This window comes from Streptomyces sp. NPDC000345, from assembly GCF_042898825.1.
Taxonomy (GTDB): Bacteria; Actinomycetota; Actinomycetes; order Streptomycetales; family Streptomycetaceae; genus Streptomyces.
The window spans coordinates 264835-287087 of record NZ_JBIAZE010000001.1 but is presented as its reverse complement, the minus strand read 5'-3'; the positions used below and the strand labels follow the sequence as shown (position 1 = coordinate 287087).

General features: G+C 73.6%; 20 protein-coding genes. 11 read left to right on the top strand and 9 right to left on the bottom strand.

Annotated features, from left to right (window positions below; translation table 11 throughout):
- The first annotated feature begins 66 nt into the window (after positions 1–66).
- Entirely contained in the window at positions 67–924 is an 858-nt protein-coding gene (locus tag ACFY30_RS01320) for a PHP domain-containing protein (protein WP_390843133.1), read from the top strand.
- Positions 925–1036: 112 nt separating this feature from the next.
- The gene (locus tag ACFY30_RS01315; RefSeq protein ID WP_390661180.1) at positions 1037–1642 is read left to right on the top strand and encodes a MarC family protein; all 606 of its coding nucleotides are present in this window, start codon (positions 1037–1039) and stop codon (positions 1640–1642) included.
- 120 nt (positions 1643–1762) lie between these two features.
- On the opposite strand, the gene ACFY30_RS01310 is transcribed toward ACFY30_RS01315, so the two are convergent.
- The gene (locus ACFY30_RS01310; protein WP_390843132.1) at positions 1763–1915 is read right to left on the bottom strand and encodes a hypothetical protein; all 153 of its coding nucleotides are present in this window, start codon (positions 1913–1915) and stop codon (positions 1763–1765) included.
- Positions 1916–2108: 193 nt separating this feature from the next.
- On the opposite strand from ACFY30_RS01310, the gene ACFY30_RS01305 reads away from it, so the two are divergent.
- Positions 2109–3005 (top strand): NYN domain-containing protein, encoded by an 897-nt coding sequence (locus ACFY30_RS01305; RefSeq protein WP_390843131.1) that lies wholly within the window; start codon positions 2109–2111, stop codon positions 3003–3005.
- An 11-nt stretch (positions 3006–3016) separates the two neighbouring features.
- On the opposite strand, the gene ACFY30_RS01300 is transcribed toward ACFY30_RS01305, so the two are convergent.
- Positions 3017–3901 (bottom strand): alpha/beta fold hydrolase, encoded by an 885-nt coding sequence (locus ACFY30_RS01300; protein ID WP_390843130.1) that lies wholly within the window; start codon positions 3899–3901, stop codon positions 3017–3019.
- Between the two features lie 152 nt (positions 3902–4053).
- Positions 4054–6879, bottom strand: coding sequence for a DEAD/DEAH box helicase (locus ACFY30_RS01295; protein ID WP_390843129.1), 2826 nt, complete (start codon positions 6877–6879; stop codon positions 4054–4056).
- A gap of 520 nt (positions 6880–7399) precedes the next feature.
- On the opposite strand from ACFY30_RS01295, the gene ACFY30_RS01290 reads away from it, so the two are divergent.
- A complete protein-coding gene (locus ACFY30_RS01290) occupies positions 7400–8179 on the top strand; it encodes a ferritin-like fold-containing protein (protein ID WP_390843128.1) in 780 nt (259 codons plus the stop codon).
- Between the two features lie 54 nt (positions 8180–8233).
- Here ACFY30_RS01290 and ACFY30_RS01285 read toward each other — a convergent pair whose 3' ends face one another.
- The 4 genes from ACFY30_RS01285 to ACFY30_RS01270 all read right to left on the bottom strand — a co-directional run bounded on the left by ACFY30_RS01285 (position 8234) and on the right by ACFY30_RS01270 (position 10114).
- Entirely contained in the window at positions 8234–8503 is a 270-nt protein-coding gene (locus ACFY30_RS01285; protein WP_390661174.1) for a hypothetical protein, read from the bottom strand.
- Positions 8504–8687: 184 nt separating this feature from the next.
- Positions 8688–8915: a DUF3107 domain-containing protein gene (locus tag ACFY30_RS01280; RefSeq protein WP_067248221.1), complete on the bottom strand. Its 228-nt coding sequence runs from the start codon at positions 8913–8915 to the stop codon at positions 8688–8690.
- A gap of 145 nt (positions 8916–9060) precedes the next feature.
- The gene (locus ACFY30_RS01275) at positions 9061–9702 is read right to left on the bottom strand and encodes a TetR/AcrR family transcriptional regulator (RefSeq protein WP_385061927.1); all 642 of its coding nucleotides are present in this window, start codon (positions 9700–9702) and stop codon (positions 9061–9063) included.
- Between the two features lie 190 nt (positions 9703–9892).
- Positions 9893–10114 (bottom strand): hypothetical protein, encoded by a 222-nt coding sequence (locus ACFY30_RS01270; RefSeq protein ID WP_390661173.1) that lies wholly within the window; start codon positions 10112–10114, stop codon positions 9893–9895.
- Positions 10115–10313: 199 nt separating this feature from the next.
- Between ACFY30_RS01270 and ACFY30_RS01265 the strand changes: the two genes are divergently transcribed.
- Together ACFY30_RS01265 and ACFY30_RS01260 are read left to right on the top strand one after the other, a co-directional pair.
- The gene (locus ACFY30_RS01265) at positions 10314–11285 is read left to right on the top strand and encodes an alpha/beta fold hydrolase (RefSeq protein WP_390843127.1); all 972 of its coding nucleotides are present in this window, start codon (positions 10314–10316) and stop codon (positions 11283–11285) included.
- Between the two features lie 385 nt (positions 11286–11670).
- On the top strand, positions 11671–12735 hold the full coding sequence (locus tag ACFY30_RS01260) for a DUF3152 domain-containing protein (protein ID WP_390843126.1): 1065 nt from the start codon (positions 11671–11673) through the stop codon (positions 12733–12735).
- A gap of 9 nt (positions 12736–12744) precedes the next feature.
- On the opposite strand, the gene ACFY30_RS01255 is transcribed toward ACFY30_RS01260, so the two are convergent.
- Positions 12745–12918, bottom strand: coding sequence for a hypothetical protein (locus ACFY30_RS01255; RefSeq protein WP_390843125.1), 174 nt, complete (start codon positions 12916–12918; stop codon positions 12745–12747).
- Between the two features lie 286 nt (positions 12919–13204).
- Here ACFY30_RS01255 and ACFY30_RS01250 point away from each other — a divergent pair, with 286 nt between their 5' ends.
- The 5 genes from ACFY30_RS01250 to moeZ all read left to right on the top strand — a co-directional run bounded on the left by ACFY30_RS01250 (position 13205) and on the right by moeZ (position 20563).
- Positions 13205–14941 (top strand): DUF3492 domain-containing protein, encoded by a 1737-nt coding sequence (locus ACFY30_RS01250; protein ID WP_390843124.1) that lies wholly within the window; start codon positions 13205–13207, stop codon positions 14939–14941.
- Positions 14938–16167, top strand: a complete 1230-nt coding sequence (locus tag ACFY30_RS01245) for a hypothetical protein (RefSeq protein ID WP_390843123.1) — start codon at positions 14938–14940, stop codon at positions 16165–16167. The genes ACFY30_RS01250 and ACFY30_RS01245 overlap by 4 nt, the downstream gene beginning before the upstream one ends.
- A 1445-nt stretch (positions 16168–17612) precedes the next feature.
- Positions 17613–18575, top strand: a complete 963-nt coding sequence (locus ACFY30_RS01240) for an NAD-dependent epimerase/dehydratase family protein (RefSeq protein ID WP_390661168.1) — start codon at positions 17613–17615, stop codon at positions 18573–18575.
- Positions 18563–19321, top strand: a complete 759-nt coding sequence (locus ACFY30_RS01235; protein ID WP_390843122.1) for a spherulation-specific family 4 protein — start codon at positions 18563–18565, stop codon at positions 19319–19321. Before ACFY30_RS01240 ends, ACFY30_RS01235 begins: the two co-directional genes overlap by 13 nt.
- Before the next feature lie 63 nt (positions 19322–19384).
- Positions 19385–20563: an adenylyltransferase/sulfurtransferase MoeZ gene (moeZ, locus tag ACFY30_RS01230; RefSeq protein WP_390661166.1), complete on the top strand. Its 1179-nt coding sequence runs from the start codon at positions 19385–19387 to the stop codon at positions 20561–20563.
- Between the two features lie 62 nt (positions 20564–20625).
- Here the strand turns inward: moeZ and ACFY30_RS01225 are convergent, their stop codons facing one another.
- Positions 20626–22191: an alpha/beta hydrolase gene (locus ACFY30_RS01225; RefSeq protein WP_390843121.1), complete on the bottom strand. Its 1566-nt coding sequence runs from the start codon at positions 22189–22191 to the stop codon at positions 20626–20628.
- Between the last annotated feature and the right edge of the window lie 62 nt (positions 22192–22253).

Here is a 22253-nt window from a genome sequence, read left to right as displayed (position 1 = left end):
GGGGTGGGTGAACGGACGCTATGCTGAAGCGTCCCTTCCGTACCGTCCCGCCTTGGAGTCCGCGTCGTGCGCATCGATCTGCACTGCCACTCCACGGCCTCCGACGGCACGGACACCCCGGCCGAGCTGGTGCGCAACGCCGCCGCCGCCGGACTGGACGTCGTCGCGCTGACCGATCACGACACCACTCGCGGGTACGCCGAGGCCGTCGCCGCGCTGCCGCGGGGGCTCACCCTCGTCACCGGCGCCGAGCTGTCCTGTCGTCTCGACGGCGTCTCCCTGCACATGCTGGCCTACCTCTTCGACCCCGAGGAGCCCGCCCTGCTCGCCGAGCGCGAGCTGGTGCGCGACGACCGGGTGCCCCGGGCGCGGGGCATGGTCGCCAAGCTCCAGGGGCTGGGCGTGCCCGTCACCTGGGAGCAGGTCGCCCGGATCGCGGGTGACGGCTCCGTGGGGCGGCCGCATGTCGCGACCGCGCTCGTCGAGCTCGGTGTCGTGCCGACCGTGAGCGACGCCTTCACGCGGGACTGGCTGGCCGACGGCGGCCGGGCCTACGTCGAGAAGCACGAGACCGACCCGTTCGAGGCGATCCGGCTGGTCAAGGGCGCGGGCGGGGTCGCCGTCTTCGCGCACCCGGCCGCAGGCAAGCGCGGCCGTACGGTCCCCGAGGCCGCGATCGCCGAGATGGCGGCGGCCGGCCTCGACGGCATCGAGGTCGACCACATGGACCACGACGAGGACACGCGCGCACGGCTGCGCGGGCTCGCGAAGGAGCTCGGTCTCCTGGTCACCGGCTCCTCGGACTACCACGGCAGCCGCAAGACGTGTGTGCTCGGCGAGTACACGACCGACCCCGAGGTGTACGGGGAGATCACCCGGCGCGCCACGGGGGCGTTCCCGGTGCCGGGGACCGGCGGGGCCTGAGGGTTCACTCAGCCCCTGAGCGGCGCTTCTCCGTCCCGGAGGGCCGCCTCCGCCCGGGAGGGCTCACTCCCGACGCCCGTTTTCACCCTCTTTCCGCAAGGCCTCTGTACTGATGTTCGACGTTGCCGTCTTCGGCTCTCTCTTCCTCACCCTTTTCGTCATCATGGATCCCCCCGGGATCACCCCGATCTTCCTCGCCCTGACCGCCGGGCGCCCCGGCAAGGTGCAGAAGCGGATGGCCTTCCAGGCGGTCTGTGTGGCGGGCGGGGTCATCGCCGTCTTCGGGCTCCTGGGTCACCAGATCCTCGACTACCTGCATGTCTCCGTGCCCGCGCTGATGATCGCGGGCGGGCTGCTGCTCCTGCTGATCGCGCTCGACCTGCTCACCGGCAAGACCGACGAGCCCCAGCAGACCAAGGACGTCAACGTGGCGCTCGTGCCCCTGGGGATGCCGCTGCTGGCCGGCCCCGGGGCGATCGTGTCCGTCATCCTCGCCGTGCAGAAGGCCGACAGTGTCGCCACCCAGGTGTCGGTGTGGACGGCGATCCTCGCCATCCATGTCGTGCTGTGGCTGGTGATGCGTTACTCGCTGCTGATCATCCGGGTCATCAAGGACGGCGGCGTGGTCCTCGTGACGCGGCTGGCGGGCATGATGCTCTCCGCGATCGCCGTGCAGCAGATCATCAACGGGGTCACCCAGGTGATCCGGGGGAGCTGAGCGCTGCCGTGGGGCGCGGAGCGCCCGATGGTGCGGCGCCTCCACGGCGCAGAGCGGCACAGAGCCCCGTACGGCGTCCTGCCGTACGGGGCTCTGAAGCTTCTGTAAGGGACCCGAGGGTTACAAGGCCGTGGAGTCGGCCGGACGGATCCACAGCCGCTGCCCGATGGCGGCGGCATCCTGAACGATCCGGTTGACGGAGGCGGCGTCCACGACGGTGCTGTCCACGGGCGTGCCGTCGACGTCGTCGAGTCGCATGATTTCGAAGCGCACGGGCTTCTCCCTTCGTCTGGTCATCCTCCTGGAGGATTGCTTGCTACACGAGTAGTCAACGTGCCGCGTGTTACAAACATTCCCTACGCTAAAGAAATTTTTCGAACGACTAATTACTAACCGGTAAGAGACTCTGTGGAGACTGAACGGGATCGGTTGTGTTCACAGCGTGACCGCCGGGACAATGGGGGTGATGAACGACGACCTCGCGGCCCTCGCCGCCCGCATCGACCGCACGAACGAGCTGCTGACCCGCATGCTCGCCGAGGTGGCCAAGACGCCCTCGACCCATGCGATCTTCGTCGACGCGGGGTATCTCTACGCGGCCGCGGGCCGGCTCATCGCCGGGACGGAGGACCGCAGGGCCTTCGACCTCGACGCCGAGGGCCTGATCGAGGCGCTCATCGACCGCGCCCGCACGATCTTCGCGGACAGCAGGCTGCTGCGCGTCTACTGGTATGACGGCGCCCGGCGCCGCATCCACACCGGCGAGCAGCAGTCCATCGCCGAACTCCCCGACGTCAAGGTCCGGTTGGGCAACCTCAATGCCAACAACCAGCAGAAGGGCGTCGACTCGCTGATCCGGACCGACCTGGAGTCACTGGCCAGGCACCGGGCGATCAGCGACGCGGCGCTGCTCGGCGGTGACGAGGACCTGGTCTCGGCCGTGGAGGCCGCCCAGGGGTACGGCGCCCGCGTCCATCTCTGGGGCATCGAGGCGCCGGAGGGCCGCAACCAGGCCGAGCCGCTGCTCTGGGAGGTCGACAGCCAGCGCACCCTCGACCTCGACTTCTTCAAGCCGTACGTCGCCCGGCGCACCGCCGCGGCCTACGACACGAGCGGCGCGAGCCGGCCCGCCCGCGAGGACGTCCGCTTCGTCGGCGCGCAGATCGCGGCGAAGTGGCTGGCGGCGCGCGGCCGGGAGGCCCTGGTCGAACTGCTGCCCGGCCACCCCTACCTGCCCGGCTCCGTGGACCAGGACCTCCTGGTGGAGGCCGAGGGCATCCTGCAGTACTCCCTGCGCGGCCAGGCCGACCTCAGACGCGCGCTGCGGGACGGCTTCTGGGAGCACGTGCAGACGCAGTACTAGTGCGACCGGCACTAGCGACGCGGGTGCCGGTCCCAGAAGTCCGCGAGAGCGTGGGCCGTCGGTCCGGGCTGCTCCAGGTTCGGTGAGTGTTCCGCGCCGGTGATGACGGTCCGGGCGGCACGCAGCCGTACGGCCATCTCGTCCAGCAGGGGCACCGGCCAGGTGTCGTCGCGCGCGCCCGACAGGACGTGCAGGGGCAGCGGGACGGCGGCGAGCTCGTCGACGCGGTTCGGCTCCGCGCACAACTGGCGGCCCGTGGCGAGGAGTTGGGCGGGCCTGTGGTTCATCCAGCGCAGCCGCAGCTGCTCCGGTGCGCCGAAGCCGCGCGCCGGACCGCCGACCTCCTCCGGCGGACCCATCGCCAGGATCGCCTCCCACACCTGCGGCATCGTCATCACGGCGAGCGCGTCGTGCAGCAGCTTCACACGCTGCTTCTGCGACTCCGAGATCTCGGCCGGGCCCGAGGCGACCAGCGTGAACGAGAGGAAGGGGGAGTGGTCGAGCAGGACGGCGGCGCGGGCGATCTGGCCGCCCAGGGAGTGTCCGACGAGGTGCAGCGGCGTGCCGAGCGCGGCCGCCTGCGCCAGCACGTCCCGTGCCAGCTCCTCCCGGGCGTAGGGCGATTCGTCGTCGGCCGGCCCGTCCGACTCGTTCTGTCCGCGTCCGTCCACGGCGACGGTGCGGTAGCCGCGCGCCGCGAGGGTGCCGTGCAGCAGGTGGAAGTCCTCCTTGCTGCCGGTGAACCCGGGCAGCAGCAGCGCGACACCGCGCTGCTGCGCTCCGGCCGCCGGGGGCGAGTCGACGACGGCGAAGTCACCGCGCGCGGTCCGCAGCGCGTAGGCGCGGGCGCCGGGGGGCGGCGGAAAGGGGGTCGAGGTGCTGGGCGGCCTGGTCACGTGCCGAGGCTACCCGGCGGGGCCCGGCCGGGATCTCCCGGGCGTGAACGCAGTCCCTCGTGACGGGACCTCACGCGGGAGCGTGGACGAACGCCGACGGCCCGGCCCCTCCGCGCTGGAGGAACCGGGCCGTCGGGCCGTGCTGCGGGCTGTCAGCCGTCCGCCGGCTCCGCGGCGGCCGTCGCCTTGCGGGTGCGGCGCACCCTCGGCTTCGCCTCGGCCGCGTCGGAGGCCTCGGCCGCCGGGGCCGCGACCGCGGTCTTGCGGGTGCGGCGCGGCTTGGTCTCCGCCTCCTGCGTCGCCTGGGCCGGGATCTCGACGGTGGCCGTCGCCGTGGCCGCGGTCTTGCGGGTGCGGCGGGGCTTGGCCTCGGTGGCTTCGGCGGTGTCGACGGCGGCCTCGGCCGGAGCGGTGGCCGTCGTCTTGCGCGTGCGCCGCGGCTTGGCCACGGCGGCCTCGGCCTCGGCAGTGGCTTCGGCCGGAGCGGCGGCCGCGGTCTTGCGGGTGCGGCGCGGCTTGGCCTCCGTGCCCTCCGCGGAGTCGACCGCGCCTTCCGCCGTCGCCGCCGCCTTGCGGGTGCGGCGCGGCTTGGCCACGGCCTCCTGGGCCGCTTCCGGGGCCTCTACGGCCTCGGCAGCCGCGGCGGCCGTCTTGCGCGTCCGGCGGGGCTTGGCCTCGGCGGTCTCGGCGGTGTCGACCGCGGCGTCCGCCGCCGTGGCCGTGGCCGCGGTCTTGCGGGTGCGGCGGGGCTTGGCCTCGGTGGCTTCGGCGGTGTCGACGGCGGCCTCGGCCGGAGCGGTGGCCGTCGTCTTGCGCGTGCGGCGCGGCTTGGCCTCCGTGCCCTCCGCCGTGGCGACGGCGTTCTCGGCGACGGCCGGAGCCGCCGCCTTGCGGGTGCGGCGCGGCTTGGTCTCCGGCTCCTGCGTGGCCTGGGCCGGGATCTCGGCCGTGGCGGCCGTCTCCGGGGCCTGGGCGGCCTTGCGGGTGGTCCGGCGACGAGGCGTGGCCTCGGTGGCCTCGGCGGTGTCGACCGCGGCGTCCGCCGCCGTGGCCGTGGCCGCGGTCTTGCGGGTGCGGCGGGGCTTGGCCTCGGTGGCTTCGGCCGTGTCCAGGGCGGCCTCGGCCGGAGCGGCGGCGACCTTGCGGGTGCGGCGCGGCTTGGTCTCGGCGGCCTCCTGGGCCGGAACCGTCTCCGCCGTCCGCACCGCGTCGACCGCGGCCTCGGCGGCCGGAGCCGTCGCCTCGCGGGTGCGGCGGCGGGGCCTGGCCTCGGCGGCCTCGGCCGTGTCCGCAGCCGTCTCGGCGGCGGGGGTCGCGGCCGGCGTCTGCTCCGCCTCGGGGGCGGCGGCCGGTGCGGCCTCCGCGGACCGGCGCGTGCGGCGGCGGCGCGGCTTGGCCGCGGCCTCGGCGGTCACCGGGGCCTCAGCGGCCCGGGAGGCGTCCAGGGACGGGCCCTCCGCGGTCGCCACGGCCGCTTCCGCGGCCTCCGGGGCGCCGGACGCCACGGACTCGACGGCCGTCACGGCAACCGGCTCGGCGGCGGCACCGCCGCGCGTACGGCGACGGCGGCGCGGGGTGCGGGACCCGGCGGCCTCCTCGGCCGACGGCGTCTGCTCCGCCGTCGAGACCTCCGGCGTCCCGTCGAGGTCGGCACCGCCGCGCGTACGACGGCGGCGGCGCGGCGTGCGGGCCGGACGCTCGCGCTCGGAACGGTCGGCGGAACGGGACTCGCCGCGGCGGTCGCGCTCGCCCCGGCCACCGCGACCGCCGCGCGCACCGCGGCCGCCCGGCTCGCCCAGGTCCTCCAGCTCCTCCGCGTCGAGCCCCGCGCGCGTGCGCTCGGAACGCGGCAGGACACCCTTGGTGCCCGCGGGGATGTTCATCTCCTCGTAGAAGTGCGGGGAGGTGGAGTACGTCTCCGGCGGATCGTTGAACGACAGCTCCAGCGCCTTGTTGATCAGCTGCCAGCGCGGGATGTCGTCCCAGTCGACGAGCGTGACCGCGATGCCCTTCGCGCCCGCGCGGCCGGTCCGGCCGACGCGGTGCAGGTACGTCTTCTCGTCTTCGGGGGACTGGTAGTTGATGACGTGGGTGACGCCCTCGACGTCGATGCCGCGCGCGGCGACATCGGTGCAGACGAGCACGTCCACCTTGCCGTTGCGGAAGGCGCGCAGCGCCTGCTCGCGCGCCCCCTGGCCGAGGTCGCCGTGGACCGCGCCGGAGGCGAAGCCGCGCTGCTGGAGCTGGTCGGCGAGGTCGGCCGCGGTGCGCTTGGTGCGGCAGAAGATCATGGCGAGGCCACGGCCCTCGGCCTGCAGGATGCGCGAGACCATCTCGGGCTTGTCCATGTTGTGCGCGCGGTACACGTGCTGCGAGATGTTCGCGACGGTCACGCCCTCGTCGTCCGGCGCGGTCGCTCGGATGTGCGTGGGCTGCGACATGTAGCGGCGGGCGAGTCCGATGACCGCGCCCGGCATGGTCGCCGAGAACAGCATGGTCTGGCGGCGCGCCGGAAGCATGTTGATGATCTTCTCGACGTCGGGCAGGAAGCCCAGGTCGAGCATCTCGTCGGCCTCGTCGAGGACGAGCGACTTGATGTGCTGCAGGTTGAGCTTCTTCTGGCCCGCGAGGTCGAGGAGCCGGCCCGGGGTGCCGACGACCACGTCGACGCCCTTCTTCAGGGCCTCGACCTGGGGCTCGTAGGCCCGGCCGCCGTAGATCGCGAGGACGCGCACGTTGCGCACCTTGCCCGCGGTCAGCAGGTCGTTGGTGACCTGGGTGCACAGCTCGCGCGTGGGGACGACGACGAGCGCCTGCGGGGCCTCGGTGAGGTCCTCGGGCTTCGCCCGGCCGGCCTCGACGTCGGCGGGGACGGTCACGCGCTCGAGGAGCGGGAGCCCGAAGCCGAGCGTCTTGCCGGTGCCGGTCTTGGCCTGGCCGATGACGTCCGTGCCCGACAGGGCCACGGGGAGCGTCATCTCCTGGATGGGGAAGGGAGCGGTGATGCCGACGGCCTCCAGGGCCTCGGCGGTCTCGGGAAGGATTCCGAGCTCTCGGAACGTCGTAGTCAGGGTGCTGCCTCTTCTGTGTGCGCGGTGCGAGGCGAGCGCGGGGGTCTTTGACGGACCGTGCCGGGGACGTCGGCTGCCTTACGGGCAAACCGCTTGCGGCAAGCCGTATGGCACGGGACCTCTGCCGACGCTCTAGCGCTCGAACCGCTGAGGGGTTCCCTCCGGATGCCGTACGCAATGTGCCGTACGCACCATGAGGGCTGTCGGGTCGGAGCCGATCGGGCCACCGACCGGGCATCCTCATTCGTGCGGCCCGTCGAATACTCGGCAGGCGCATTACCACCATACCCCGGAATCGTGCACACGCGATGGCCGATTCGGTCACGTTGTGGTTGTCACACCGTCGGACGCGGTCGGCCGCGTCGTCGTGGTCACACTGATTGACCAGGGACTTCCACCCTGCGGCGAGCGGGCTATTGTGCGCTGCATGACCACCTCTGACAAGCCTGACAACGCGTCCGACGAGCCTGCCGAATCCCCCGCGTCCACCGCGCCCGCCGAGTCCGCCGCCACCGGCATCGCCGCCCAGGACTGGGCGCGGGCCTCCGCCGATCCGCAGTACCGGGCCGCGGTCGTGGACCTGCTCGGCGCCCTGGCGTACGGCGAGCTGGCCGCGTTCGAGCGGCTCGCGGAGGACGCCAAGCTGGCGCCCACGCTGGAGGACAAGGCGGAGCTGGCGAAGATGGCGTCGGCCGAGTTCCACCACTTCGAGCGGCTGCGCGACCGGCTCACCGAGATCGGCGAGGGGCCGACCTCCGCGATGGAGCCGTTCGTCGCCGCCCTCGACGGCTTCCACAAGCAGACGGCGCCCTCGGACTGGCTGGAGGGCCTGGTCAAGGCCTACGTCGGCGACTCGATCGCCAGTGACTTCTACCGCGAGGTCGCGGTCCGCCTGGACACGGACACCCGCGCCCTGGTGCTCGCCGTGCTCGACGACACCGGCCACGCCGGCTTCGCCGTGGACCGGGTCCGTGCGGCGATCGACGCCGACCCGCGCGTGGGCGGACGGCTCGCGCTGTGGGCGCGGCGGCTGATGGGTGAGGCCCTGTCCCAGTCCCAGCGGGTGGTCGCCGACCGGGACGCGCTGTCGACGATGCTCGTGGGCGGTGTCGCGGACGGCTTCGACCTCGCCGAGGTCGGTCGGATGTTCTCCCGCATCACCGAGGCCCACACCAAGCGGATGGCGGCCCTGGGGCTGGCGGCCTAGAACCGCACGCGTCCTCGCCGCGAGCGGCCGGACAGGTTCTCGGCGCCGGGCTTCCTACGCCGGGGCCGAGCGCCGGCGGAGTCTCGCGGCGGGGCGCAGCAGCAGGGAGAGCGAGGCGGCGGAGACGACCGCCGCGCCGATCAGGCTCAGCAGGGGGATGCCGGGGCCCAGCGCGCTGTGGGTGACGAAGTCACCGAACAGGGCTCCGGCGACGCCCGTCGCGAAGACGAGGGTGCGGACCGGCAGGCGGTGGGACAGGCGCTGCAGCGCCGCCCAGGCGAGCGCGAGACCGAGCACAGCGGAGCCGAGCGCTTCCAAGATCATGTAGGTCCCTCCCGTACGGCGGGCTGTGCACCGAGGTCGTAGCCCGTCATACCCGTGACCTGCGGAATGCAATCCTCCTGAGGGGACCGCCCGTGCTCCGTCCGGGAACACGTGCGCGCGGCGCACGGAGAAGGGGCCCGGCGGTCATGACGACCGCCGGGCCCCTTCCGTCGTTGCGTGTGCCTTACAGCGCGCCGAAGCCCACCTTGCGCGGGGCGGGCTCGCCCAGCTCGACGTAGGCCAGGCGGTCGGCCGGAACCAGGACCTTGCGGCCGTGCTGGTCCACGAGGCTGAGCAGCTGCGACTTGCCGGCCAGGGCATCGGCCACCACGCGCTCGACCTCCTCGGGCGTCTGACCGCTCTCCAGAACGATCTCGCGGGGCGCGTGCTGCACGCCGATCTTGACCTCCACGGCTATGTCCCTCCGACGGTCATGGGGTGCGCGGGCGTCCGCGCCGTACGCTGCACACATTAGCCCGGTGAGGGGATGTGCACGGCCCGGCCGTCCACGCCACGAGCGAACACCGGGCGGGAACAAACGAGCGGTGGCGCCGTGGTCAGTGCTGATCGGTGCCGTGCAGCGGGAAACCGGCGATGCCCCGCCAGGCCAGCGAGGCCAGCAGCTGCACGGCCTGGTCGCGCGGGACGCTGCGGTCGCTGTGCAGCCAGGAGCGGGCCACCACCTGCGCCAGACCGCCCAGACCCGAGGCCAGCAGCATCGACTCCGCGCGCGAGAGGCCCGTGTCCTCGGCGATGACGTCGCAGATCGCCTCGGCGCACTCGTTGGTGACCTTGTCGACGCGCTCGCGCACCGCGGGCTCGTTCGTCAGGTCCGACTCGAAGACCAGACGGAAGGCCCCGCCGTCGTCCTCGACGTACGCGAAGTAGGCGTCCATCGTCGCGCGGACGCGCTGCTTGTTGTCCGTCGTCGACGCCAGCGCGCTCCGTACGGCCTGGATCAGCGACTCGCAGTGCTGGTCCAGCAGCGCGAGATAGAGGTCGAGCTTGCCCGGGAAGTGCTGGTAGAGCACCGGCTTGCTGACACCGGCCCGCTCGGCGATGTCGTCCATGGCCGCGGCGTGGTAGCCCTGCGCCACGAAGACTTCCTGGGCGGCGCCCAGCAGCTGGTTCCGTCGGGCACGGCGCGGCAGGCGCGTGCCTCGCGGGCGTGCCGCCTCTGTCTGCTCGATGGCTGTCACGCCGCCTCCCAAAGTCGTCCTCATGCGGTGTGCGCCGCGCCGCCATCGTACTTTTGGGTAACCGTGTGGCGCGCGGTGCGAGCGCAGAATTTCACGGACCGGACGATCACAAAAGCGGTACAGATGGTTTCGAAGCGGGGTAGTCCGGGCAAAATGCGGCCCCGCTCCTGTTCAGCGCACCCTCCCGAGGTCAGCGATAGTCGTCCTCGTCCAGGGAGACGACGCGCGCCTGTTCGACGAGATCCGCCTCGTTCGCCCGGGCGGGGTCCACGCCCTCCAGCGGGTCGTCGCGCTCCGGGGTGACATCCGCGTACTGCTCGGCGGCGTCGTTCTCCGGCGCCTCTACGTCGATCTCCCCGAAGTCGTCGTCCTCTTCGGCGAACGTCTCGGGGTCGGTGGGGTCAACGGCCATGACGGGCTCCCTTCCTACGAACGCCCCCGGAACACACGGGGGCCACAAGCGGGTGCCCTCGATACGAGCCTAGGAGACACCCGTTTCGGACGCTATGCGATGTGCCCACGAATCGCGCCGGTATCGGCACCCGCCCCGCCCCTCTCCTGTGACGCCGAACACACATGGCCGCACGTGATCGTCTCGTAACATTGCCCGCATGTCTTCGACCGAGCTGCCGTCCGTGCCGCCCACCAGTGTGCTGCCGAAGGTGGCCGCCGTCAGGGTCGCGGAGGGTGAGCGGCTGCGGTCGGTCGGTCTGCCGGGCGTCACCCTGACGATCCGGTCCAGGCCGCCCGCGCGCGAGGGGCTCGAACCCGCTCTGTTCGTGCACGGCCTCGGCGGTTCCTCGCAGAACTGGTCCGCCCTGATGGCACTGCTCGACGGGACCCTGGCGAGCGAGGCGCTCGACCTCCCCGGCTTCGGCGACTCCCCGCCGCCGGACGACGGCGACTACTCCGTCACGGCACACGCGCGTGCCGTGATCCGCTACCTCGACGCGACGGACCGCGGCCCGGTCCACCTCTTCGGCAACTCCCTGGGCGGCGCGGTGTCCACGCGCGTCGCCGCCGTGCGCCCCGACCTCGTGCGCACCCTGACCCTGGTCTCGCCCGCGCTGCCGGAGCTGCGGGTGCAGCGCAGCGCGGTCCCCACGGGGCTGGTCGGGCTGCCCGGCGTGGCCGCGCTCTTCAGCCGGCTCACCCGGGAGTGGACGGCCGAGCAGCGCGTCAGAGGCGTCCTCGGCCTGTGCTACGGCGATCCCGGCCGCGTCAGTCCCGAGGCGTTCCGGTACGCGGTGCAGGAACTGGAGCGGCGGCTGCAGCTGCCGTACTTCTGGGACGCGATGACGCGCTCCACGCGCGGGCTGCTCAACGCCTACACCCTGGGCGGCCAGCACGGGCTGTGGCGCCAGGCCGAGCGCGTCCTCGCGCCCACCCTCCTGGTCTACGGCGGCCGCGACCAGCTCGTCGGCTTCCGCATGGCCCGGCGCGCCGCCCGGGCCTTCCGCGACTCCCGCCTGCTCACGCTGCCGGACGCCGGGCACGTGGCGATGATGGAGTACCCGGACACGGTGGCCAGAGCGGTCCGGGAGCTGCTCGCAGAGACCGCCGACGTGACCCCGAAGGGCTGAGGCGGACGTGGGACGCCACAGCCGGCGTGGACCGGCGCCCAAGAGCGCGCCCAAGCGTTCCTCCGGTACCTCCGGCACCTCCTCGGGTGCCTCCTCCGACACTTCGGGTGTTTCCTCCGCCTCCTCGGGTGCCTCCTCGCCTCACCCCGACGGCGCGCGCGGAACATCCCGCCTCCCCGACGGGACGCCCCCGTACGGCTTCCCCAGGCTCCCCGGCGGGACTTCCGGCCCGGGGGACTCCCGGCACCCCGACGGGACGCCCGCCCACGGCTTCCCGCGGGTCCGCGGCGGCCACCCCGAGCAGCGGGAGGCCGGAGGCGGCTGGGGCGAAGTGAGAGGCCGTCAGACCGGTCCCGGGCAGCCGGTGATACCGCGTCAGCGGCCCATGCCCCCGCAGGAGCCGCGGCAGAGCCCGCGACAGGGCCCGCGTCAGGAGTACCTCGACGCCTTCGGACCGGACGAGGACGCGGACGTCTTCACGCGCGCGGGGCGGCCGTTCTCGCCCACGCGCGCGTCCGGCCCGTTCGCGGCCACGGCCGGGAGCCGCTCCTCCGTGACCGGCCCCGGAGCGGCCGGGCGCACGGACGCGGCCGGCGTCGACGTCGACGGCGACGACGGCGCGCCGCCCACCGGCGTGCCCGTGGACCTCAAGGGCGCCAGGGGGCGGACCTTCACCGGTATCGCCGCCGCCGCGGTCACGACCGTGCTGGCCGTCGTGGTGGCCGGTCAGGTGACCGACGCGCGCGACGACGACCGTCCCCGGTCGCAGTCGGCCGCCGGGCAGGCCGGCGGCGCCCTGGAGCCCGCCGCGCCGGGCCCGTCCGTCTCCCCGTCCCAGGCCGCCGTGACGCTGACGTACGCGCAGAAGATGGGCGCCAAGTACCAGCTCGGCGCCAAGCTCGAGGGCTCCGGGAAGTTCGACGCGATCCCCGGCATCGACAAGGCGCCCGGCAAGGGGCAGAAGTACACCTACCGGGTGGACGTGGAACAGGGGCTCGGGCTCGACGGCGCGCTCTTCGCCGAAGCCGTGCAGAAGACGCTGAACGACGACCGCAGCTGGGCGCACGGCGGGGCGCGCACCTTCGAGCGGATCCACTCGGGCGAGCCGGACTTCGTCATCACGCTCGCCAGTCCCGGCACCACCGCCACCTGGTGCGCCAAGTCGGGCCTGGACACCACCGTCGACAACGTCTCCTGCGACTCCGCCGCCACCGAACGCGTCATGATCAACGCGTACCGATGGGCGCAGGGATCCAAGACCTACGGCGACGAGATCTACGCGTACCGGCAGATGCTGATCAACCACGAGGTCGGCCACCGGCTCGGCCACCACCACGTGAACTGCGAGAAGGACGGCGCGCTCGCGCCCGTCATGCAGCAGCAGACGAAATTCCTCGACCACGACGGGATCCACTGTCTGCCCAACCCCTGGCCCTATCCCAAGAGTTGACGAAACGGCTCACCGCCGCTCCGACACGACCCACGACGTGAGGCCCTGGCCCGGCTTCTTGCTCGCCCGCCGGGGTGCCGACCGGCCCTCGGCGGCCTCGCCCCCGCCCTCGACGGCCGGCGGATCGTCAAAGGCGGCGCGAAGCGGCGCGAACGCGGACTCGCCCTGGTCTTCGTCGCCCACGACCTCGCCGTCGTGCGCCGGGCCGGCGACCGGGCCGCGGCCCGTCGGCGGGCGGAGCGACGGGAGCCGGCCCTGCACCTGAGGAGAGCGGCGTAACGTTTCGCGGTCAAATGAACTCTTAGCGCGGTCGAACGCGGCCCGCACGGGAAAGTTACGACCGTTCACCCCTTTTGGTGGTGCGATGGACAACCGTCCGTCGCGCCACCGCCTTGTCCGCATACGTTCTTCCCGCTGCGAGCCGCCGGGTCAACGGCGGCTCCCCAAACGGGAGATCGGGGGTGCGTGCGTGCGCATCGGACTGCTGACAGAGGGTGGCTATCCGTATGTGGGCGGAGACACCGGACTCTGGTGCGACCGGCTCGTGCGCGGGCTCGGGCAGCACGAGTTCGACCTCTACGCGCTCAGCGGCGCACCCCATCAGGACGCGTCGGGCTGCGTCGCGCTTCCGCCGCAGGTCAGACGGGTGCGGACGGCGCCGCTGTGGACGGCCGAGGACGACGGGGCCGGGTACGGGCGGCGTGCGCGCCGGCGCTTCACCGAGTGCTACGGCGAGCTGGTGACCGCCGTCTGCGAGGGCTCCTCCGCTCAGGCGGACCGTTTCGCCAACGCGCTCTACGGTCTCGCCGACCTCGCCCGCGACGAGGGCGGGCTGGTGGGAGCGCTCCGCTCCGAGGGCGCCGCGCGCGCTCTCGAGCACGCCTGCCGCGCGCCCGGCGCACTGCGTGCGGCGCGCGAGGCGCGCGTACCCGAACTGCTGGCCGTGGCCGGCCACCTGGAACGCGCGCTGCGCCCCCTCTCGCTCGGCTGGTACGAGGACGACGCCGGCGACGGGGACACGCTCGGCGCCGTGGACCTGTGCCACGCCGCCTCCGGCGGGGTGGCCGCCCTGCCCGGGCTGCTCGCGCGGCACTTCTTCGACGTACCGCTGCTGGTCACGGAGTACGGGGTGCGGCTGCGCACGCACTATCTGCACTCCGGGACGCCCGAGGCGTCCTCCGCGGAGAACGCCCCCGCCGTACGCGCCCTGCTCGCCGCCTTCCACGGCCTCCTCGCCGCCGAGGTCTACCGGCAGGCCGCCCGTGTCACGCCCGGCAACGCACACGCCCGCCGCTGGCAGGAGCGCTGCGGCGCCGACCGCGCCAAGGTGCGCACGGTCTACCCGGGCATGGACGCCGCGCGCTTCGCGGATGTGGGCGACGCCCCGGACACCGCCGACCCGCACACGCTGGTCTGGGTCGGCCGGGTGGAACCGGCGAAGGACCTGGTGTCCCTGCTGCACGCCTTCGCCCAGGTCCGCAGGGAGGAGCCCAGAGCCCGCCTGCGGATCATCGGCGCGCCCGCCGGCCCCGAGGGGCAGGCGTACCTCGGGCACTGCGGGATGCTGGCCGCGCAGCTCTTCCCCGACGAGGCGGAGGGGCCGCACTCCGTCGGCGACAACCCGGTGTCCTTCGAGGAGATCGGCGGCCCGGAGGTGCCCGGCCTCGCCGAGGCGTACACCGCGGGCGCCGTCGTCGTCCTGTCCAGCGTCGTCGAGGGGTTCCCGGTCGGGCTGGTCGAGGCGATGTTCTGCGGCCGGGCGACCGTGTCCACGGACGTCGGCGCCGTGGTCGAGGTCATCGGCGGCACCGGACTCGTCGTCCCGCCGCGCAATCCGCGGGCGCTCGCGGAGGCGTGCGGTGCGTTGCTGCGCGACCCCGAGCGCCGTGCGCGCCTGGGCGCGGCAGCCCGCGCCCGCGCGCTGGAACTGTTCACGGTCGAGCAGAACGTCCAGGCATTTCACGGCATTTACCTGGAGATCGTCTCCCAGTGCCCGGCCCGCGCAGCCGCCCTCGACGACGCGGGCGACCCCCGGCCCTTCGCCCTCCCCGCCGAGGCCAGGCTGCCAGGACGCTGGACGGACCTGGGCGCACGATCCACCACCCCGCGCGGACCGGGCTGGACGGCCGGACCGCCCGTGCGCGGGACGGCGGCCCGGGGCACCTCGCCCGTCGCCCCCGCTCCCCTCCCCGGAGGCGCGCGATGAGCGGCCTCGGAGAACTGGACCGGCCGGGGGCCCCGGAGAGCGGAGAGGGCTGGGACGAGCGGTCGCAGGAGTGGGCCGTGGGGGAGCGCGCCGGGGGCGTGGCCGCCGGGGCGCGCCCGTCGTCCGCGCCCCGGCGGGGCACCGGAGACCCCGTGAAGGCGCTGATGCACCGGCACCGCGAGCTGTGCGAACGGGCCGTGGACCCGCTGGAGATCGCGGCGGGCCTCGAGGCCCACGGCGTCACCGACCGCACCGCCGTCCGCTTCCGCCACCGGGACGTCTTCTCCCTGGCCGAGGAGATGTACGCCCGAATCCCCCGCGGCGACGACACAGCCCCGCGCCCCGCGCCCGCCACCCTCCCGCGCCCCCGTCCGGACCGGGTCCTGCTCACCCTGCTTCCGGGCGCCCTGTGCGCCGCGGCGGTGACCGGCCTGCGGCTCACCCAGGGGCGGACCCGCCTCCTCGTCGCCGCCGTCGGCGTCCTCGCGGTGGCCCTCGCCCTGCGCGCGGTCCTCCGCCGAGGCCCGCTCGGCCCTCGCGGCGGCCCCCGGCCCGGCCGGGCCCGGACCCGTGCCTGGACCTGCTGGCTCGTCGCCTACGCCGCCCTCGGCGACGGCCTCCTGGAGGCCGCCGTCGCAGGAGGCCCGGACGGGCTGCCCACCGGGGCACCGGACGGCCCCTTACCCTTCACCGCCGCGCCGCTGCTCACCCTCACCCTGGCCTGCGTCCCCGCCGCCTGGTGCGCGCACCTCCTCGCCACCCGTGCCCGTCGCCGGCTCGACGCCAGCCGCGGCCTGGAGGAGTTCACCGCATCCGTACAGCCGCTGCTGCTCGGCTTGGTCGCCCTCTTCCTGTGCGCGCTCGGCACCCTGTCCGCCCTCTGCGCCCTGGTCCTCGACGAACCGGCCGTCCCCGCCCCCACCCTCACCCTGGGCGCGCTCCTCTTCCTCGCCCGCCTCCTCACGGTGCACGGATTCACCCATGCCCCGGCGGTCGTCCTCGGCGCCGCCGGTACCGCCGAGGCGCTCGCCGTGGCCACGGTCTTCGCGGGACGTCTCCCCGGGTGCGCGTTCCTGTCCGCCCCCGTCGAGACCCTCGTCACGACCTGGGGCCCGGCGAGCGTCCCGGCCCTGCTCTGCGGAGCCGCCGCTCTGGCCCTCCTCGTCCACTCCACCCGCACCCTGACCCGAGCCTCGGCCCACGCACGAACGGCCCAGCCGTGCTGACCCGCCCGGCCTCCGGCGAGCCGACAAGGCCGGCCTCACCGCCCGGGGCTGCCCGCCCCCCGACCACGGGCCCGCACCCGGCGCGACACCCCCGCGCCTCCGCCCCACCCTCCGACCCGGGCTCCCCGAGGCACGACGCCGCCCGAGGAACCCCGACGCCGCGGACGAGGCAAAGCCCCCTGCCTGGGGCGGACCGAGCGAGGCGCGAGGCGACTTCCACGGGGTCGGCCCGGTGCGGCCGATGCGTGGGCGCTGTCGCGGGGCCGACCTGGCTTGGGTGGTGCGTGGGCGCTGCCGCGGGTTGGGCCAGGTGTGGCTGGTGTGTAGGGGCTGCCGCGGGGCTGACCTGGCTTGGGTGGTGCGTGGGCGCTGCTGCGGGGTGGGCCAGGTGTGGCTGGTGTGTAGGGGCTGCCGCGGGGCTGACCTGGCTTGGGTGGTGCGTGGGCGCTGCTGCGGGTTCCGCCAGGTGCGGCCGGTGCCCAGGTCCTTGCGCGGGGGCGCCCCGGTCCTATTGGTGCGTGGCCGCTTTCGAGTCGTCGGCGAAGGCAGGGCCATGCGCGGGAGCTGAACGCCCAGCCGACGCCCGACGGCCGCTGCGCGGCGCCCGGGGCGCCGCGAGGCCGGCTTGGCCTGGCCTGCGCGAAGGCGCCTCCGTGCGGCAGGTCCGGCCCGGCCGACGCGCAGGCGCTCTCGCCAGGTCGGCCCGGTGTGGCCGGGGCGCTGGCGCTTCCGCGAGGTCGGCCCGGTCTTGCCGGCGCGTAGCCGCTCTCGTGCGGTCGGCGATGGCTGGGCGGCGCGAGGGAGTTTCCGCGCGGCCCGCCCGGCTTGCCTTGCGCGGAGGTGCCTCCACGCGGCCCGCCCGGCTTGGCTTGCGCGGCGGTGCCTCCACGCGGCCGGTCCGGCCTGGGCGGCGTGAATGTGCCGGCGTCTCCGCGTGGCCGGTCCGGCCTGGGCGGCGTGGAGCTGTCGGTGGCTCCGCGTGGTCGGCCTGGCCTGGGCCATGTGGATGTCCTGGCGTCTCCGTGTCGCCGGTCCGGCCTGGGCGGCGTGGAGGTGCTGGTGGCTCCGCGTGGTCGGCCTGGCCTGGCCCGCGTGAACGGGCCTCCTGGCGACGGGAGCGGGCCGGCGGCGCGGATGCGCCTCCGCGGGCAGCGGACGCCTTCGCCGGCAGCGGCCGGCCTCCACCACCCCCCGACCACCGCGCGCAGCGCAACCCCCACCGTGCGCGGACCGCACGACGCACGCGCTCCTCCACCCAACCGCAGGCAACAGCACCACCCTCGAAGGAGAGACCAGATGACCACCTCCCGATCCGGAGCGACCGGAGCCACCGGGGCACCCGCGGTCGCAGGAGCCCCCGCGGTCACAGGAGCAGCCGCAGCACACGGGACGACCGGAACCCGTGCCGCCCTGACAGCCGAAGCACACACCAAGGGGGCCGCACGATGAGGGTCCTGCTGATCGGAGCCAACGGCTACCTCGGCCGCTTCGTCGCCGACCGTCTGCTCGCCGACCCGGCCGTCCAGCTCACCGCGCTCGGCCGCGGCGACGACGCCGATGTCCGCTTCGACCTCGCGTCCGGCAGCCCCGGCGCACTCACCCGGTTCCTCGACGCGGTCCACCCCCAGGTCGTCGTCAACTGCGCGGGCGCCACCCGCGGCGGCGCCCGCGAACTGACCCGGCACAACACCGTCGCCGTCGCCACCGTCTGCGAGGCCCTGCGCCGCAGCGGCTGCGGTGCCCGTCTGGTGCAGATCGGCTGCGGCGCCGAGTACGGCCCGAGCCAGCCCGGCTCCTCCACCGCCGAGGACGCCGTCCCCCGCCCCGGGGGCCCGTACGGCGTCAGCAAACTCGCCGCCACCGAACTGGTCCTCGGCTCCGGCCTGGACGCGGTCGTGCTCCGGGTCTTCTCCCCGGCCGGTCCGGGCACCCCGGCGGGATCCCCGCTGGGGCGCCTCGCCGAGGCCATGCGCCGCGCCATGCAGTCCGGCGACGGCGAGCTCAAACTCGGCGGTCTCGGCGTCCAGCGCGACTTCGTCGACGTCCGTGACGTCGCCCGCGCCGTGCACGCCGCGTCCCTCTCCGCCGCGCAGGGCGTCATCAACATCGGCTCGGGCCGCGCCGTCCGGCTGCGCGACGCCGCCGCGATCCTCGCGCGCGTGGCCGGATACGGCGGCGCCCTCCACGAACTCGACGGCCCGCCCGGCCCCCACCTGCGCCCGTCCATCGGACACCCGCGCCCCGACTCCGATCACGCGGCCCCGGTCGCGTACCCGTACCCGGACGGCTGCGGCAGCTGGCAGCAGGCCGACGTGCGCACCGCCCGCGACCGGCTCGGCTGGCGGCCCCGGATCAATCTGGAGGAATCCCTCGCCGACATCTGGATGGAGGCCGCGTGTCGTATCTGACGGGCACTCCGGCGGGCACCGCGAGCGCCGGAAGCACCGACCTGCGCACCGGCCTCGGCGTGCCCGGCATCGCCCACCCCCTCCTCGCGCCGGCCGAGTGGGGCGACCTCGCCCGCACCGGCTCCCTCCTGCACTGGGTCGTCCTCGACGTCGCCGACGGCCCGGGCGTCCGCCCCGACCCGCACTGCCTCCAGGAGGCCGGCCGGCTGCGCAACGCGGGGGTCCGCGTCCTCGGCCGCCTCGACACCGCCCACGGGGCGCGCGCCCTCGCCGAGCTCGTCTCCGACGCGCAGCGGTTCCTCGACTGGTACCAGGTCGACGGCTTCCTCCTGGACCGCTGCCCGAGCGGGCGCGCCGGACTCCCGGAGGTCCGCCGTGCGGTCGCCACGCTCCGCACCCTGCGTGACTCGCCCCACATCGTCCTCGGGCACGGCATCCATCCGCACCACGGTTACGCCGAGCACGCGGACCAGCTGATCACCTTTTCCGGGCCCTGGACGGACTACCGCTGGTCGCAGGTGGCCGAGTGGACCGCCGACCATCCGCCCGAGCGGTTCTGCCACTTGGTGCACGGTGTGCCCCGAGGCCACCTCGACGAGGCGCTGCGCATCGCCCGCTGGCAGGGCGCGGCGACCATCTGGTTCACCGACCGGGGCGACCGCGGCGGCCTGGACGACCCCTGGGAGACCATGCCCGGCTACTGGGACGAAATCGTCTCGCGGATCGGAACAGGTGTCTCGGAATGAAGAAGCCCATGGCACTGTTACACGGAGAACAACTGTAGTGATCGACCGACCAACGGAGTCCCCGTGTCGTTGCCACCCCTGGTCGAGCCAGCCTCTGAGCTCACCGTAGACGAGGTTCGCCGGTACTCCCGCCACCTGATCATCCCCGATGTGGGGATGGACGGGCAGAAGCGGCTGAAGAACGCCAAGGTGCTCTGTGTGGGCGCCGGCGGGCTGGGCTCGCCGGCGCTGATGTACCTGGCCGCGGCGGGCGTCGGCACGCTCGGCATCGTGGAGTTCGACGAGGTCGACGAGTCGAACCTGCAGCGCCAGATCATCCACAGCCAGGCCGACATCGGCCGCTCCAAGGCCGAGTCCGCGCGTGACTCCGTCAAGGGCATCAACCCGTACGTGAACGTGATCCTTCACGAGGAACGGCTCGAAGCCGAGAACGTGATGGACATCTTCAGCCAGTACGACCTGATCGTCGACGGCACGGACAACTTCGCGACCCGGTACCTGGTCAACGACGCGTGCGTGCTGCTGAACAAGCCGTACGTGTGGGGCTCGATCTACCGCTTCGACGGCCAGGCCTCCGTGTTCTGGTCCGAGCACGGCCCCTGCTACCGCTGCCTCTACCCGGAGCCCCCGCCGCCGGGCATGGTCCCCTCCTGCGCCGAAGGCGGCGTCCTGGGCGTGCTGTGCGCGTCCATCGGCTCCATCCAGGTCACCGAGGCGATCAAGGTCCTCACCGGCACCGGTGAGCCCCTGGTCGGCCGTCTGATGATCTACGACGCCCTGGAGATGCAGTACCGCCAGGTCAAGGTCCGCAAGGACCCCGACTGCGCGGTCTGCGGCGAGAACCCGACCGTCACCGAGCTCATCGACTACGAGGCCTTCTGCGGCGTCGTCTCCGAGGAGGCCCAGCAGGCGGCCGCCGGCTCGACGATCACTCCCAAGCAGCTCAAGGAGTGGATCGACGACGGCGAGAACATCGAGATCATCGACGTCCGCGAGCCGAACGAGTACGAGATCGTCTCCATCCCGGGCGCCAGGCTGATCCCGAAGAACGAGTTCCTCCTGGGCACCGCTCTGGAGGGCCTGCCGCAGGACAAGAAGATCGTCTTGCACTGCAAGACGGGTGTCCGCAGTGCGGAAGTCCTCGCCGTGCTGAAGTCCGCGGGCTTCTCGGACGCCGTGCACGTCGGCGGCGGCGTCATCGGCTGGGTCAACCAGATCGAGCCGAGCAAGCCGGTCTACTGACCCGACCTGCCTCTTTGATCGGCGGGGTCCGCGGGCGCCACAAGCGCCCACGGGCCCCGCCGTCATGAGCAGACCTTGCCGTCCTTCGGCACCGTCCCCTTGAGCAGGTACGCGTCCACCGCCGAGTCGACGCAGTCGCTCCCACTGCCGTAGGCACCGTGTCCCTCGCCCTTCCAGGTGAGCAGCACACCGACACCCTTGCCGAGTTCGTCCGCCATCTTCCGGGCCCCCTCGTACGGCGTCGCCGGGTCCCCGGTGTTGCCGACCAGCAGGATCGGCGCCGCACCCACGGCGCTCACCTCCGGGGTGTCGTACTGCCCGGCCACCGGCCAGTCGTGGCACCAGCCGGCCGTGTCCCAGCCCAGGAAGTCGCCGAAGACGGGCGAGATCCTCTCGAACCGCGGCAGCCGCTCCCTCGTCTCCTCGGCGGTCGGCCGCTGCTTGTCGTCCAAGCACGATATGACGCGTTGCGCGTGGGTCGTCGTGCCGTAGCTCCCCGAGGGGTCCCGGTCGTTGTAGGCGTCGGCCAGCGCCAGCAGCTCGGAGCCGTCACCGGCCTCCGCCGACTCCAGGGCGCTGGTGAGGGCCGGCCAGCTCTGCTCGCTGTACAGCGGCAGGACGATGCCGGTGACGGCCAGCGTCTGGTTCAGCTTCCGTCCGCCGGAGGTCGGCAGCGGTCGGCTGTCGAGCCGGTCCAGGAAGTCCGCGATCTTCGCGCTGCCCCGCTCCGGGTCCTGGCCCGTCGACTTCAGGTAGTTGTCGAGGGCCCGCTGAAAACCCCTCGCCTGGTTCTCTGCGTGGCCCACCGCGTCGGCGGTCGGGTCGACCACCGCGTCGAGGATCAGCCGCCCCACGTTCCTGGGGAACAGGTGGGCGTAGACGCCGCCCAGTTCGGTGCCGTAGGAGATGCCGAAGTAGTGCAGTTTCGTGTCGCCGAGGACCTGGCGCATCAGGTCCATGTCGCGCGCGGTGTCGGTGGTCGAGACGTGCGCCAGCAGCGTGCCCGCCGCCTTCCGGCAGCCCTCGCCGAAGTCGGTGGCGTCCTGGAGGTACGCCTGCTCCTCGGCCCGGGTGTCCGGTGTGACGTCGACGGACTCGGCGGCCTGGATGTCCCTGTCGCTGCGACAGCGGATGCCCTCGCTGCCGCCCACCCCGCGCGGGTCCCAGCTGACCAGGTCGTAGCGCTCGCGCAGTGCGGAGAACGTGGCGGCGTACGGCGGGAGCGTCGACACGCCCGAGCCGCCGGGGCCGCCGAAGTTGAACAGCAGCGAGCCGACGCGCTGGGCGCCGCTGCCTCGGGACCTGGTGCGGATCAGCGCGAGACCGATGGTGTCGCCGTCCGGCTTCGACCAGTCCAGCGGCACCTTCATGGTGGCGCACTGCCACGCGCTGCCCGGGGCGTCGGAGTCCGCGTCGGCCTCGCAGCGCCCCCAGTCCAGCTTCTGTCCGGTGAGCGAGGCGGGCGGGGCGGGCGCGGTGGCCGTGCCCGAGGAACGGGCCGAGGGCCGGGGGGCGGCGGCTGCCCTCCCCTTGCCGTCGCTGCCCCTGCCCGACGGGCCGCCGCTGCAGCCCGCCGCAAGCAGCGCGGCGGCGGCGCCCAGTGCTGTCCACCGTAGGAACCGCGTCATGTGCACTTCCCCCCTCGCCGGCCGTCCGTGCCGGGTGGCGGAACGGCTGTCAGGCCATGGTA